This is a genomic window from Nonomuraea maheshkhaliensis (genome assembly GCF_039529435.1).
GTDB classification, from domain to species: Bacteria; Actinomycetota; Actinomycetes; order Streptosporangiales; family Streptosporangiaceae; genus Nonomuraea; species Nonomuraea maheshkhaliensis.
Genome location: NZ_BAAAMU010000127.1, coordinates 15,679 through 29,943, shown reverse-complemented (window position 1 = coordinate 29,943; position 14,265 = coordinate 15,679). Strand labels below are relative to the sequence as shown.

Here is a 14,265-nt window from a genome sequence, read left to right as displayed (position 1 = left end):
GGGGCCCCTGCGCCCCCCGCGGCAGCCCGCTCGCCCGGCCGTCCCGGCGCGACCGGGTCACGCCCGGCCGCCGAAGGCCGCGGCCGTCTCCTCGTCGGCGGGCCAGAACGTCTCGATGGCCAGCTCGGACACCGTCACGTCCAGCGGCGTCCCGAACGTGGCGATCGTGGTGAACATCGACAGCACCCGGTCACCGGCCGCGATCCGCAGCGGCAGCAGGATGTCGCCCGGCCCCGGCACGTGCGCCACGTTGAGGTCGGCGCCCGGATAGGTGTAGGCCGCCAGCTCGTCGTGCAGCTCGGCCAGCCGGCCGTGCCCGGACGCCTCGGCCTGCCTGCGGAGCTGGTGCAGCAGGTGGGCGCGTACCTCGGCCAGGTTGAGCAGCCGCCCGCCCATCGCGTCGGGGTGCAGCGAGAGCCGCATCACGTTGATCGGCTCCGCCAGCAGCTCGGCCGGCACACCCTCCATGAACAGGCCCGCCGCCGAGTTGGCCGCCACCAGGTTCCACATGGCGTCCACCACGACCGCCGGGTAGGGCTCGTGACCGGCCAGGATCCGGTCCAGCGCCCGCTGGACGACCTCCATCTCGGGCGCGCGTACCTCCCGTTCCGGATAGACGGGGGCGAATCCGGCCGCCACCAGCAGCCGGTTGCGGTGCCGCAGCGGCACCGCCAGCTCCTCGGCCAGCTTCATCACCATCTCGCGGCTCGGCCGGGCGCGCCCGGTCTCCAGGAAGCTGACGTGGCGGGCGGACACGTCCGCCTCGATCGCCAGGTCCAGCTGGCTGACCCTGCGCCGCTGCCGCCAGGCGCGCAGCAGCTCTCCGAAGGACTCCTCATGTACGGCGACCGCTCCCATGCCGCTCACGCTATCGGGCGCAGGGAAGGGTCTCGATTACCCGGGAGGTAATGCGGGCTCGGCCGGCCGCCCTTCTGCGGGGAATCTCCCAGTCCTCGGCAACTGTCGGTGCCGCGTGGCACGATGGGCCGCAAGCGAACATTGGAGCAATGTCATGAGCGACGCAGTGCTCGCGATCGGCACCCGTAAGGGCCTGTTCCTCGCCCGCTCGGCGGGCGGCGGCCCCTTCGAGGTCGAGCCGATCCAGTTCTCCACGATCGCGGTGACCTCCGTGGCCGTCGACACCCGCGGCGCCACTCCCCGCCTGCTGGCCGGGATCGAATACGGCCACTTCGGCCCGTCGGTGATGTACTCCGACGATCTCGGCAAGAGCTGGCAGGAGGCGGAGCAGCCGCCCATCGCCTTCCCGGAGAAGACCGGGGCCACGCTGAGCCGGGTCTGGCAGCTGCTGCCCTCCCCGTCCGAGCCCGGCGTGGTGTGGGCGGGCGTCGAGCCGGCCGCGCTGTTCCGCTCGGAAGACGGCGGCGTGACCTACCGCCTGGTCGAGGGGCTGTGGGACCATCCGCACCGCGAGCAGTGGCAGCCGGGCGGCGGCGGGCTGTGCCTGCACACGATCGTCGGCCATCCTGCCGACCCCGAGATCATGGCCGTCGCCGTCTCGGCCGCGGGCTTCTACCGCACCTCCGACGGGGGCGCGTCGTGGGAGGCGGCCAACAAGAACATCCGGGCGCCGTTCCTGCCGGAGGGGCAGCAGTTCCCCGAGTTCGGGCAGTGCGTGCACAAGGTGTCGATGCATCCGTCCCGGCCCGAGCGGCTCTACCTGCAGCACCACTTCGGCGTCTACCGCAGCGACGACTTCGGCGGGAGCTGGCGCGACATCGGCGCGTCGCTGCCGTCCGACTTCGGCTTCCCGATCGTGGCGCACCCGTCGCGGCCCGACACGGTCTACGTGCTGCCGCTGACGGCCGACGTCGACCGCACGCCCGTCGACCACCGCTACCGCGTCTACCGCAGCGACGACGCGGGCGGGAGCTGGCGGCCGTGCTCGCAGGGGCTGCCCGAGGGGCCGGTCTACGCGACCGTGCTGCGTGACGCGATGACCGCGTCGGAGGCGGGGCTGTTCTTCGGCACCCGCGACGGCGAGGTGCACTGCTCGCGCGACGACGGCGAAACCTGGTCGACGGTCGCCCGGCACCTGCCCGACGTGCTCACCGTGCGCGCGGCGGTGCTCTAGTTGATCGCGAAACCGGTGATGATGGTCGTCTTCGTGCTGCCCAGCTCGCTGCGCAGGTGGGTGAGCGGGCGCACCGAGGTCAAGGTCTTCGCCGTGGGCGCCGACCGCCACTCCCCGCCCACCCTGGGCTCGGCCCTCGACACGCTGCGGCGTACGCATCCGATGCTGGAGGAGCGGCTGCGCGACGACTACGGCCGCATCCGGCGGCACATCAGCATGATCGTGTGCGGCGAGAACGCCCGGGGGCTCGGCGGGCTCGACTGCGCCCTGCCCCCGGGGGCCGAGGTCTACGTGCTCCCGGCGCTCGCCTGAGCCGCCGGGAGCCACGGCTCGACGGCTCGACGGCTCGACGGCTCAGGGGCAGACGCGGCCGTTGGCCTCGAACGCCGCGTGGGTGAGCGGCATGAGCTCGGCCCAGAGCGCCTCCATCTTCTCCGCGACCATCTCGATCTCCCGCTGCGGGAACGAGGGGAAGGTGGAGTCGTCCCGCTTGACGCGCAGCGACAGGAAGTTCATCAGCGCGCGGGCGTTGCAGGTGGCGTACATCGAGGAGTAGAGGCCGACGGGGAGCACCGTGCGGGCCACCTCGCGGGCCACCCCCGCCTCGATCATCTCCAGGTAGGCGCGGTAGGACTGCCGGTAGCTCTCCCGCGTCGTCTCGGCGACCAGCTCCTGCTGCTCCGGCGTGCCGTCACGGAACACGTATTTGCCCGGCTTGCCCTCCTGGACCAGCTTGCGGTCGGGGCCGGGCACGTAGAAGACCGGCTCGAGCTGCCGGTAGCGGCCCGACTCCTCGTTGTAGGAGAACGTGCGGTGCCGCATGAACTCGCGGAAGACGAAGATCGGCGCGCTGACGTAGAACGTCATGGACGAGTGCTCGAAGGGTGTGCCGTGCCTGTCGCGCATCAGGAAGTTGATCAGGCCCTTGGAGCGCTGGGGGTCCGCCTCGATCTCGGCCAGCGAGCTCTCGCCCTTGGTGGAGACCCGCGCCGCCCACAACACGTCGGCGTCGGACGCGGCCGACTTCACCAGCTCCACGTCGACGTCGCTCCGGAACTTGACCTCCGCCTGCGGCTCCATTGCGCCCATCCGCGCCCCCGTTCTGCTTGACGATGTGCCGGCTCAAGCAAACCAGGTCACGGCCCCGGACGCGAGTCGGCGCCCGCCGTACCATGCGAGGGGGCGGCGGGCCCGCCCCCCCCCCCCCCCCCCCCCGGGGGGGGGGGGGGGGGGCCGGGCCCGGCCAGGCCCGCCGGCCCGGCCGGGCCCGGCTCAGCAGCGGACGGCGGGACGGTCGCGGGTCACCAGGTCGGTGGTCGCGTCGGTGCCGTCGAGCCAGGCGATCCTGTCACCCGTGCCGGCCGCGAAGTAGTCCTGCGCCCCGGCGTTGCAGGACACGCGCCGTGGCGTGCCGCCGGTGAGCGGGAGCTGGAGCACCTTGGGCAGGGTGGCGTTCTCCAGCGTGTCGCCGTCCGGCCAGACGCCGATCGAGATCGTGCTTTCGGTGGCGTCGAACCAGTTGAGGCTGGGCGCGGCCGGCCCGTCGGGCACGACGGCGGTGGTGCCGGTGCCGTCGTGGGCGGCCCGCATGACGGCGAAGCGTCCGTCGCGGTCGGTGTCGGCCGTCCAGACGACGTGCCGGTCCAGCAGGATCGGCATCACGGTGAACGACGGGCCGCCGGTGCCGGGCACCTCGGGGACGACGACCTGCGTGCCGGTGGCCAGGTCGTAGATCGCGGGCGTGCTGTGGAAGGCGCCGCCCTCGACCCATTCGCGCGTGTACGCGACCTTGCCGCCCCTGATCGAGGGCGTGTACCCGGAGACGCCCGCCTCGGCGGTGATCCGCACGGGGGCGGCCGTGCCGCGTTTGGCCCAGATCTCGACCTCGCCGCTCGCCGCGTCGAACGCCTCCCAGGCGATGACGTCACCGGCGACCGCGAGCCCGTTCACCACGTCCGTCGTCTCGTGCACGACGCGCGCGGGCGCGCTGCCGTCGATCGGGCGGGCGCTGATCCGGAAGCTGGTCTGGGTGTCGTCGAAGGAGGCCCAGACGACCTGGGCGCCGTCGGTCTTGGGGAAGTAGTTCCACCGGTCGTCGGCGTACAGGACCACCGGTTTGCCGCCGCGCAGGCGGCCGGTGAGTATCCGGCTGGGCGCGGTGGCGTCGGGTGAGGAGTTGGAGATCACGTAGCGGTCGCCGGCCACGTCGGGGACGGCGTTGACGTCGGTGATGCCGTCGATGAGCGTCCGGCTGTCGGTGCGGAGGTGGCGTTCCCAGCCGGGCTTGATGCCGTGCCGGTCGAAGGCGCGGGCGACGGTGAGCCGGTCGCGGGCCGGCCAGCCGAGCGCGCGTGCGGCCGACTCGACGGCGCGCCGGCCGTCCACGAAGTCGTCCAGCGGCGTCATGTACTCGGTCAGCGCCTTGTAGGCGAGCCTGTCGGCCCTGGCCCCGCCGAGCTGCTCCCTGACGTCCCAGAGGGCGCCGGAGAAGATGGTGGAGTTGAGGTGCACCCCGCCGTTGTCGAGCGCGACGGTGAGGCCCAGGTAGTCCTCGGCGGCCACGCGGGCGTCGTCGAGGTCGCGGTTCGCGCACTCGGCGGGCGGCAGGTTCTTGCACAGCCCCTCGCCGAGCAGGCTCGCGTCGGGGTCGCTCATCGGGATGCCGAGCGCGTCCACCTGGACGGCGTTGCCGAAGTAGTCGGCCAGGCCCTCGTTGATCGCGCCCGGCTGGCCCAGGTAGACCAGGTCGGCGCTGTGGGTGATGACGCCGTGGGTCATCTCGTGGCCGACCACGTCGAGGCTGGCGGCGAAGGAGTGGTAGTCGGTCCCGCCGCCGCCGTAGACCATCTTGGTGCCGTCCCAGAAGGCGTTGGTGAACGGCTGCCCGCCGACGGTGACGTTGACGACGGAGAACATGGTGCCGCCCTGGCCGTCGAGGCCGTCGCGGCCCAGCCCGCGGTAGAACTCGTACACCAGGCCCGCGCCGTGGTGGGCGTCCACGGCGCCCGTGCCGGTGTGCTCGGGGCCGAAGGCGGGGGCCGGCGACCGGGCGAGCTCGGTGCCGGGCGGGATGCCCGGGTTGAGGAAGTCCAGGACGTCGGCTCCGGCGGCGTCGTAGGTGAGGATCTCGCCGGTGGTGCCGTTCCACATCGGGCGGGCGCGGTCGCGCAGTTCGTACGTGCCGTCGGCGCGTTCGTAGGCGTTCAGGGTGACGTCGCGGCCGTGCGCGGTGCGTCCGGTGCCCTCGACCGGGCCCTCCGTCCTGAGGCGGTCCACCGTGAACAGGGGGCGGCCCGAGTGGGCGTCCACGTACGCGTCGAGCAGCAGCGGCCGGCTCTGCGGCCCGGTGCCGCCGCGCTTCGAGGTCAGGACCACGTGCCAGGCGAGCACGCCCGTGCCGCGCGGCAGCACGACGAGCTCGCGGGCCGTGGCCGCCGGCCGCTCGCGGGCGGTGTAGCCGCGTGGCCGCAGGCCGGCGGCGATCTTCTCGGCGGTCTCCTTGGTCAGCGTCGGGGTGGTGTCCACGGTGAGCTCGGTGAGGAAGCGCCCGCCCGCGCCGACGATCTCGCGCTGGGCACCGTCCTTGCGGAGGTGGACGAGGTAGTGGGCGCCGAAGACCGGCAGGCCGCGGTGGCGCTGGGCGAACCTGACCGTCTCGTCCTGGCCGTCCACGACGGTGCGGATCGGCTGGAGGTCGGCGGGGTCGAGGTGGTAGCGGGGGTCGGTCAGGTGCGCCTTGGCGGCGGCGACGGGGTCGGCGGCCCGCGCGGGCTCGGACAGGCCGCTCACCTCGGCGGGCGCTTGGGTGCCCGTCCGGTGCTCGACCTCGGGCGGCGGATCTTCGGCCGAAGCCACTCCTGGTACGGAGAGCGTCAGGCATAAGGCTGCGACGAGGGTGATGGGGCGCCAGGACACGACACCTCCAGGTGGTGTTGAAGGGACACAGGCGCCCTCGATCATGACTGCGTCATTGACTAATAGACAAATCACGATTTGATTTCATCTATTGGGAAATATGCATTTCTTGATGTCGAAATGCCGGCCGCCCCACGTTCCCCGGCCCACGGCACCGGTCCTCGTGCACCGTGGCGGCAGGAGGGCGGGTGTCACGGGCCGGAGCCGGGGACGGGCGTCACAACCGGTAGATGCGCCGGGCGTTGCCTGAGCCGATCATGTGGGCGACCCGGGCCGCGTCGGCCGTGCTCCACTCCCCCGAGTCGAGCCGGGTGGCGAGCGCCGCCGCGAGGGCGCGCCGGAAGGACAGGGCGCCGAGGTAGCCGCTCTCGGCCAGGCCGTGGCAGCCGGAGCTGAACAGCTGCTTGTGGAACGGCGCCAGCTCCAGCAGCTCGTCCATGACCCGGGCGCCCGCGCCGAGGTGCGGCAGGGCGAGGCCGGCGTCCACGTACACGTGGGGGAACGCTCCGGCCAGGTGGGCGGCCTGGCGGTGGAACGGGTAGGGGTGCAGCAGGATCATCGGCACCCCGAGCGGCTGCAGCGCGGCGGCGAACCGGCCGAGCCCGGCGGGGTCGGCCCGGCGACCGGCCCAAAGATTGGCCCCATGATCGGCCCCATGATCGGCCCAGTGATCGGGCAGGTGATCGGGCAGGTGATCGGGCAGGGTGCCGGGGGCGCCGTAGCCGGTGTGGAACTGCACGGGCAGGCCGCGTTCCCTGGCCACGTCGATCCCGCTCCAGAGCAGGTAGCTGAGCAGGACGGGATCCGTCAGCGGCTCCTTGGGGTCGGCCAGGCGCCGGTTGGCCGCGGCGATGACCGCGCCCCTGGCGGGCCTGGCCGGGTCGAGGTCGAGGCCGCACAGGGGGCCGATGACGGTCTTGACGCCGACCGCCCTGGCGGCCCGGCCGGCCAGTTCCTCGCCCAGGGAGTCGAGGTAGTCGACGGCGATCTGCGCCGTCGCGGCGACGTCGCGTTCGATCTCCTCGATCCGGACGAGCTCGTCGGCGGCGGCCCCGCCGTGGCGGCCCATCTCGGCGGCGTTCAGCAGGCCGGCGTCCTCGCGGCCCGAGTCCACCAGGAACGCCACCACGCCGGCCCCGGCGAGCAGCCGCCGGTTGACCTCGCCCGCGCCCAGCTCGGCCCGGCGGGCCAGGTAGACGGCGGGCGGGGCGTGCGGCTCCAGGTCGAGCAGCGGGGCGCACCAGCGGCGCACGGCCACGCCCGACGGGGTGTCGAAGTGGGTGGTGCCGGGCGGCGCGGGCACGCCGCCGGCGCTGATGAGCAGCTCGAACCCGGCCCGGCTCAGGTCGTCGCGGCGCACCCCGTGACAGTGGTGGTCGACGAGCGGGGCGAGCAGCGCGTCACGCACCGTGCCGGGCAGGTCTACGGGGAGCATGCGGAGACTCTAGGGGAGCTCCGCGCGCTCCCGGGCACGTTTTACCGACCTGCGGGACAGTTGCACCTATCCGCGGGCCAGCCGCAGCACGTTCGCGATGATCTTCGCGCCGGCGGAGCCCTCCTGGGTGAGGATCGACTCGGGGTGGAACTGCACGGCGAAGCGCCGCCGCGCGGTGTCCTCGATCGCCATCACGTTGCCGTCGGGCGTGAGCGCGGTCGGGGTGAAGCCGACCACGCCGGGGCGCTTGGCGTGCAGCGAGTGGTAGCGGGCCGCGGTGAACTCCTCGGGCAGCCCGTCGAGCAGCGCGCTGCCGCCCAGCCTGGTGACCTGCCCGCGCTTGCCGTGCTCGGGGTAGTCGAGCAGCTCCAGGGTGCCGCCGGCCTGCTCGACCATGGCCTGGAGGCCCAGGCAGACGCCGAAGACGGGCAGGTCGCGGGCGTAGACCTGGTCGAGCAGGGCCGACATGCCGAAGTCGGTGGGCCAGCCGGGGCCGGGCGAGAGCACCACCAGGTCGGGCCCGATGTCGTCGATCATGTGGACGGGGAAGCCGTGGCGCAGTGTCACCACGTCCGCGCCCTCCTGGCGGAAGTAGTCGGCCAGGGTGTTGACGAAGGAGTCCTCGTGGTCGACGAGCAGCACCTTCATGCCCAGGCCGGGCTGCTCCCTGGGCTCGGCGACCGGCGCCGCGCCGGGCCGGTTGACCGCGGCCAGGGCGCCGAGCAGGGCGCTGGCCTTGAGCTCGGTCTCGCGCTCCTCCGCCTCGGGGTCGGAGTCGAACAGCAGCGTGGCCCCGGCCCTGACGGCCGCCACGCCGTGCTTGATCTGCGCGGTGCGCAGGGTGAGGCCGGTGTTCATGGAGCCGTCGAAGCCGATGAAGCCGATGGCGCCGCCGTACCAGCGGCGGGTGGTGGCCTCGTGGTCCTCGATGAACTGCATGGCCCACGTCTTGGGCGCGCCGGTGACCGTGACGGCCCACATGTGGGTGAGGAAGGCGTCGAGCGCGTCGAACTCGGGGCGCAGCCGGCCCTCGATGTGGTCGACGGTGTGGATGAGGCGGGAGTAGAGCTCGATCTGGCGGCGGCCGATGACCTTGACCGTGCCGGGGACGCAGATGCGCGACTTGTCGTTGCGGTCGACGTCGGTGCACATGGTCAGCTCCGACTCCTCCTTCACGCTGGACAGCAGCGTGCGGATGGCCTCGGCGTCCTCGACGGGGTTGCTGCCGCGGGCGATGGTGCCGGAGATCGGGCAGGTCTCGACCCGGTCGCCGCTGACCCGGACGTACATCTCGGGTGAGGCGCCGACCAGGTGCTCGCCCTCGCCGAGGCTGATGATGAACTCGTACGGGGCGGGGTTGCTGGTGCGCAGGCCGCGGTAGAAGCCGGACGGGTCGGTGCAGGTGGCGTGGAAGACCTGGCCGGGCACGACCTCGAACAGGTCGCCGCGCTTGAACTTCTCCTTGGCGGCGGCCACGACCTCGGCGTATTCGCCCTTCGGCGGGTTGGGCGGCACCTCGGCGGGTGTGACGGGCGGGGCGGTGTCGCCGCTGCGCTCCAGGCCGCGGGTGCTGGTGCCGTCGACGGTGAACTCGTAGCGGTGCTCGACGCTGGTCTCGCGCTGCCGGTCGATCACGACGAGGCGGTCGGGCAGGTGCAGCACGAGGTCGCGCTGGTCGTCGGGGCGGACGAGCTCCTGCCTGATGGGCTCGAACTGGAAGGCCAGGTCGTAGCCGAAGGCGCCGTAGAGGCCGAGGTGCGGGTCGTCGCCCTTGAAGGCGGCGATGACCTCGCGGATGGCGGTGAAGACGGTGGGCCGGCGGCTGCGCATCTCCTCCGGCAGCAGGTCCTCGGACTCGGCCACGTAGACCTCGACGCGGTCGGCCGTGGGCTCGGTGACCGGCTTGCCCGCGGCCAGCAGGCAGGAGGCGACGGCGGGCAGCACGACCCGGCCGCGCTCGTTGAGCGCGGTGGCCGAGATCGTCCGGCCCTTGGCGACCAGCTCCAGGCACGGGTCGACGTAGCCGAAGGCCCATCGGCTGTAGCGGCCCGGGTAGTCCATGCCCGAGGAGAAGGCACCCCCGCGCCGTTCTGAGAGGGCTGTCACGATCTCTTCGAGGGCGGCCTCGTCCACCTGGCGTGTCTCGCGCTCGACACCGATGCCCCCGGCGGTGGTATATCCGCTCGTATCCACTTGCTGCCCCTTTACCACGTCAATGATCGAGCCCCGGGGGCGGACACGAGAAAGGCCGCCAACCGGGGCGGCCGTCCGTTGAGGAATGCGAAAAACGCGCCGCCTAGGAGCGGCGCCACCACTGCAGCTGAGCGTGATTTCGCATGCCGTCAAGGGTAACCGCCCGACCATGATCGCGCAACGCGACCCGCGAAGCCGCCCCGGCTCATTAGACTGCTCGCAAACCGTCTCCAGGCCCCGGCGCACGACACGATGGTGACCCGCGACGCATGAAGAGCACTCATCCCGGCACGGCGGGCGCCTCGCGCCCGGCCGGCCGGCCGCGCAGCCAGGAGGCCGACGTGGCCATCCTGTCGGCCGCGCTCGACCTGCTGATCGAGCAGGGCGCCCAGCAGACCAGCATCGAGCAGGTGGCCAGGCGGGCGGGGGTGACGCGGGCGACGGTCTACCGCAGGTTCGCCGGCAAGACGGAGCTGCTGGTACGGACGCTGGAGTGGGCCAACCACGACGACGACCCGGGCTTCACCGGCTGGCGCGACCTTGAGCACATGTTCGGCGACTGGGCCGCCTACCTCGCGCAGCCGCGCAACCGGCTGCTGCTGCGCCGGCTCTACGGCAGCCGCGACGACCACCCCGAACTGATGGCGGCCTACCGGCTGGTCAACGGCGGGCGGCGGGAGGCGCTGGTGCGAGCGGCGCTGGCCGGGGCGCGCGAGGCGGGACGCCTGCCCGCGGACCTGGACGTGGACGTGGTCCGGGAGCAGCTGAACGCGGCGGTGCTGTATCACGTGGGCACCCACCCCGACGACCAGGAGCCGGGCCGGATCCTGGCCTACTTCATGACGATCATGAAACAGTTCGGCCTCAGGCCTTGACCGCACTCGCGGGGACCGGCGCGTAAGCCCAGGTCAGGGCCGTGCGGAAGCTGACGGCAGGCGAGCTGACCAGATTACATTTCAGTCAGCAAAATAACGTTTCACGTCACCTCTTGCTTTCCGAACACGTTCTCTTCACCCTTCTCGACAGAGGCGTGAAGATCACCTCTCGCCTTTTGTCATGAAGGAGAGACAGTGCACCACACCCCCCGTTGGCGGACGGTCCTGGTCGGGATCGTCACCGCCGCTGGTCTCTTAGCCCCGCAGGCCGCGGCGCACGCCGCGCCTGACCCGGGAAAGATCGACACGGCCGTCCAGGCCGAGCTCGCGCAGAACAACAAAGCCAGCTTCTGGGTCCGGATGAAGGGGAGCGCCGATCTGAGCGGCGCCCGCCGGGCCGTCACGAAGGAGGCCAAGGCCGAGCTGGTCTTCGACGTCAAGAGCGCCCGCGCGAAGTCCTCGCAGAAGGAGCTGCGCGAGCTGCTCGACGCGCACCACGCCGAGTACACCCCCTTCTGGATCGTCAACGCCGTCAAGGTGACCGCGAGCGAGAAGCTCGCCGCCGAGATCGCGAGCCTGCCCGAGGTCGACCGCATCGACCCGATCCGCACGGTCTCCCTGCCCAAGCCGATCACCGGCAAGGCCGAGCCCCAGGTACGCGCCTCCACCTCGTCGAAGGGCGTGCAGGCGGTCGAGTGGAACATCGACCGCGTGAACGCGCCGCGCGTCTGGGACGAGCTGGGCAACCGCGGTGAGGGCATCGTCGTCGCCCACATCGACTCCGGCGCCCAGTTCGACCACCCCGAGCTGGCCGAGAGTTACCGGGGCAGGAACCAGGACGGCACCTACACCCACGACTACAACTGGTTCGACCCCGCCCGGGTCTGCCCGAGCACGGCGCCGTGCGACAACAACGGCCACGGCACGCACACCATGGGCACGATGGTCGGCAAGAACGGCATCGGCGTGGCCCCCGGCGCGAAGTGGATCGCCGCGAAGGGCTGTGAGCTCAACACCTGCTCCGACGCCTCCCTGCTGGCGGCCGGACAGTGGATGGTGCGGCCCACCGACCTCAACGGCCAGAACCCGCGCCCTGACCTGGCGCCGGACATCGTCAACAACTCCTGGGGCGGCGACGGCTTCGACCCGTTCTACAAGGAGGTCGTGGACTCCTGGCTGGCGGCCGGCATCTTCCCGGCCTTCTCCAACGGCAACGAGGGCCCGTCCTGCCGCAGCAGCGGCTCACCCGGCCAGTACGTGACCGCGTACAGCGCCGGCGGCTTCGACATCAACAACAACCTGTACTCCAACAGCAGCAAGGGCGAGGGCGAGAACGGCGAGATCAAGCCGAACATCGCCGCCCCCGGCGTCAACGTGCGCTCCTCGACCCCCGGCAACACCTACGGCAGCTTCACCGGCACCTCGATGGCCTCGCCGCACGTGGCGGCCACGGTGGCGCTGATCTGGTCGGCGGCCCCGGGCCTGACGGGCGACATCCCGGCCACGCGGGCGCTGCTGGACGGCTCGGCCACGGACGTCTCCGACACCAGTTGCGGCGGCACCGCGACCGACAACAACGTCTGGGGCGAGGGCAGGCTCGACACCTACGCCGCCGTGAAGGCCGCGCCCGAGGAGGGTCTGGGCAGCCTGTCCGGCACGGTCACCGCGGGCGGCACGCCCGTGCCCGGCGTGACGCTGAACCTCACCGGCCCGCTGGCCCGCACGGTGAGCACGGGCGCGGACGGCACGTACACCATCCCCCGCCTGCTGCCCGGCGACTACCGGCTGAGCGCGGAGAAGTTCGGCTACGGGCCCGCCGAGGTGGACGTCACGATCGTGGCCGAGCAGGCCGCGACCGCCGACGTGACCATGTCCGTGCTGCCGGCGGGCCACGTGTCCGGCACGGTGACCACGGCCGGCGCTCCCGAGGCCGGCGCGACGGTGGCCGCCACGGGCACGCCGGAGCGCGCGACGACCGACGCGGAGGGGCGCTACCGCCTGACGCTGCCGCAGGGCTCGTACGAGCTGGTCGTCACGCCCGCCTCGCGCTGCTCCAGCGGCGCGACCGCGCCGGTCACGGTGGACGGCGACGTGGTCAAGGACATCGAGCTGCCGCTGCGCGGCGACAACTTCGGCTACACCTGCGCGAGCGGCGCGCAGCCGTACGTCGCGGGCACGGAGAAGCTGGCGCTGACCGGCGACGACGTCTCCCAGCAGGTGACGCTGCCGTTCCAGGTGCCGTTCTACGGGACGGGCCAGAGCAGCGCGTCGATCAGCGCGAACGGCTTCGTCACGTTCGGGACGGCCGGGGCCACGGCCTCCAGCAACAGCCAGCTCCCGGCGACGAACGCGCCGAACAACGGGATCTACCCGTTCTGGGACGACTTCGTGGTGGACGACCAGGGCGGCGTCTACACGGCGGTGACGGGCACGGCGCCGCGCCGGACGTTCGTGATCGAGTGGCGCAACGTCGCCTTCTTCGGCGCGCTCACGACGCGGGTGTCGTTCTCGGCGCTGCTGGGTGAGGACGGCTCCGTCGCGTTCCGGTACAAGGACATCGACACCGGGCGCGACCAGGGCGGCTCCGGCACGATCGGCATCGAGAACGCGACCGGCACCGACGGCCTGCAGTACTCGTTCAACGAGGCCGTCCTGTCGACCGGGCAGGGCCTGACGTTCACCGCGAGCCGGCACGGCCTGGTCACGGGCAAGGTCACCGACGCCAACGACGGCGACCCGATCTCCGGGGCGACGGTGAAGGTGGGCGACGTGGCCGACTTCACGACCGGCGCGGACGGCACGTTCAGCGGGCAGGTGCTGGCCGGCGACTACGAGGTCGTGGTGTCCAAGGAGCACTACGGCACCTTCACCCAGTCCGTCACGATCGCGCCGGCGGCCATCACGCGGATCGACACGGCGCTGGTCACCGGGCAGGTGAGCGCGTCGGTGGCGGAGCTGACCGTGGTGATGCCGGCCGGGGCGAGCCGGACGCGGTCGCTGGAGCTGACGAACCTGGGCTCGCCGACGCCGTACACGGTGACCGGGGAGTCCTGGTTCACGGTGACGCCGGCCGCCGGTGAGCTGGCCAAGGGCAAGAAGGTGAGCCTGAAGGTGACGGTGTCGAGCGCCGGCGTGACGCCCGGCACGTTCCGCGAGGGCAAGCTGCTCATCAAGTCCACCAGCGGGCGGCAGCCCACGATCGAGGTCAAGGTCACGGTCGTGGTGCCGAAGCACCAGGTGGCCATCGACACCGGCGCCACCAGGAACTTCGTGGACGCGGCCGGTGACACCTGGACGCCGGACCGGAAGTACACCCAGGGCGGCTACGGCTACCTGACCAACCAGAACCGTACGGCGAGCACGTCCAGGACCATCGCCGGCACGCCCGACCAGGCGCTGTTCAGGACGGCCAGGGAGTCGATGCTCGAATACCGCTTCGACAACGTCCCGGCCGGGACGTACACCGTCGAGCTGGACTTCGCCGAGGTGAAGAACACGCAGATGGGCCGGCGGGTCTTCGACGTGCTGGTCGAGGGTCAGCTGGCGATCCCGGCGCTGGACCTGGCCCTGGAGGCGGGCACGTACACGGCGGTGAGCAGGCAGTACACGGTCAGGGTGACCGACGGCCAGCTCAACGTGCGCTTCGCGACCCGGCAGGGCGCGACGATCGTGAACGGGCTGCGCATCTCGGAGCGTCCTGACCGGAGCGCCCCGTAAGGAAGGCAGATCGACCGACCGGGCCCGTTCCGCCGTAC

At 72.0% G+C, this 14,265-nt stretch carries 9 protein-coding genes; 4 read left to right on the top strand and 5 right to left on the bottom strand.

The window, feature by feature from the left end:
- Positions 1–57: 57 nt before the first annotated feature.
- Positions 58–858, bottom strand: a complete 801-nt coding sequence (locus ABFX54_RS46475; RefSeq protein ID WP_346113467.1) for a helix-turn-helix domain-containing protein — start codon at positions 856–858, stop codon at positions 58–60.
- A gap of 154 nt (positions 859–1,012) precedes the next feature.
- On the opposite strand from ABFX54_RS46475, the gene ABFX54_RS46470 reads away from it, so the two are divergent.
- Positions 1,013–2,092 (top strand): WD40/YVTN/BNR-like repeat-containing protein, encoded by a 1,080-nt coding sequence (locus ABFX54_RS46470; protein ID WP_346113466.1) that lies wholly within the window; start codon positions 1,013–1,015, stop codon positions 2,090–2,092.
- On the top strand, positions 2,093–2,404 hold the full coding sequence (locus tag ABFX54_RS46465; protein ID WP_326643828.1) for a ubiquitin family protein: 312 nt from the start codon (positions 2,093–2,095) through the stop codon (positions 2,402–2,404).
- A 42-nt stretch (positions 2,405–2,446) separates the two neighbouring features.
- On the opposite strand, the gene thyX is transcribed toward ABFX54_RS46465, so the two are convergent.
- The 4 genes from thyX to ABFX54_RS46445 form a co-directional block, all read right to left on the bottom strand.
- Positions 2,447–3,181 carry an FAD-dependent thymidylate synthase gene (gene thyX, locus ABFX54_RS46460; protein ID WP_346113464.1) on the bottom strand — a complete coding sequence of 245 codons (735 nt, stop codon included), beginning with the start codon at positions 3,179–3,181 and terminating at the stop codon, positions 2,447–2,449.
- Positions 3,182–3,364: 183 nt separating this feature from the next.
- On the bottom strand, positions 3,365–6,007 hold the full coding sequence (locus tag ABFX54_RS46455) for a M4 family metallopeptidase (protein ID WP_346113462.1): 2,643 nt from the start codon (positions 6,005–6,007) through the stop codon (positions 3,365–3,367).
- Between the two features lie 217 nt (positions 6,008–6,224).
- The gene (locus ABFX54_RS46450) at positions 6,225–7,442 is read right to left on the bottom strand and encodes an amidohydrolase family protein (protein ID WP_346113460.1); all 1,218 of its coding nucleotides are present in this window, start codon (positions 7,440–7,442) and stop codon (positions 6,225–6,227) included.
- Positions 7,443–7,508: 66 nt separating this feature from the next.
- Positions 7,509–9,635, bottom strand: coding sequence for an anthranilate synthase component I (locus ABFX54_RS46445; protein WP_346113459.1), 2,127 nt, complete (start codon positions 9,633–9,635; stop codon positions 7,509–7,511).
- Positions 9,636–9,904: 269 nt separating this feature from the next.
- Here ABFX54_RS46445 and ABFX54_RS46440 point away from each other — a divergent pair, with 269 nt between their 5' ends.
- Positions 9,905–10,510 (top strand): TetR/AcrR family transcriptional regulator, encoded by a 606-nt coding sequence (locus ABFX54_RS46440; protein WP_346113458.1) that lies wholly within the window; start codon positions 9,905–9,907, stop codon positions 10,508–10,510.
- Positions 10,511–10,705: 195 nt separating this feature from the next.
- Complete coding sequence (locus ABFX54_RS46435; RefSeq protein WP_346113457.1) at positions 10,706–14,227, top strand: S8 family serine peptidase; 3,522 nt, start codon at positions 10,706–10,708, stop codon at positions 14,225–14,227.
- The last annotated feature ends 38 nt before the right edge of the window (positions 14,228–14,265 follow it).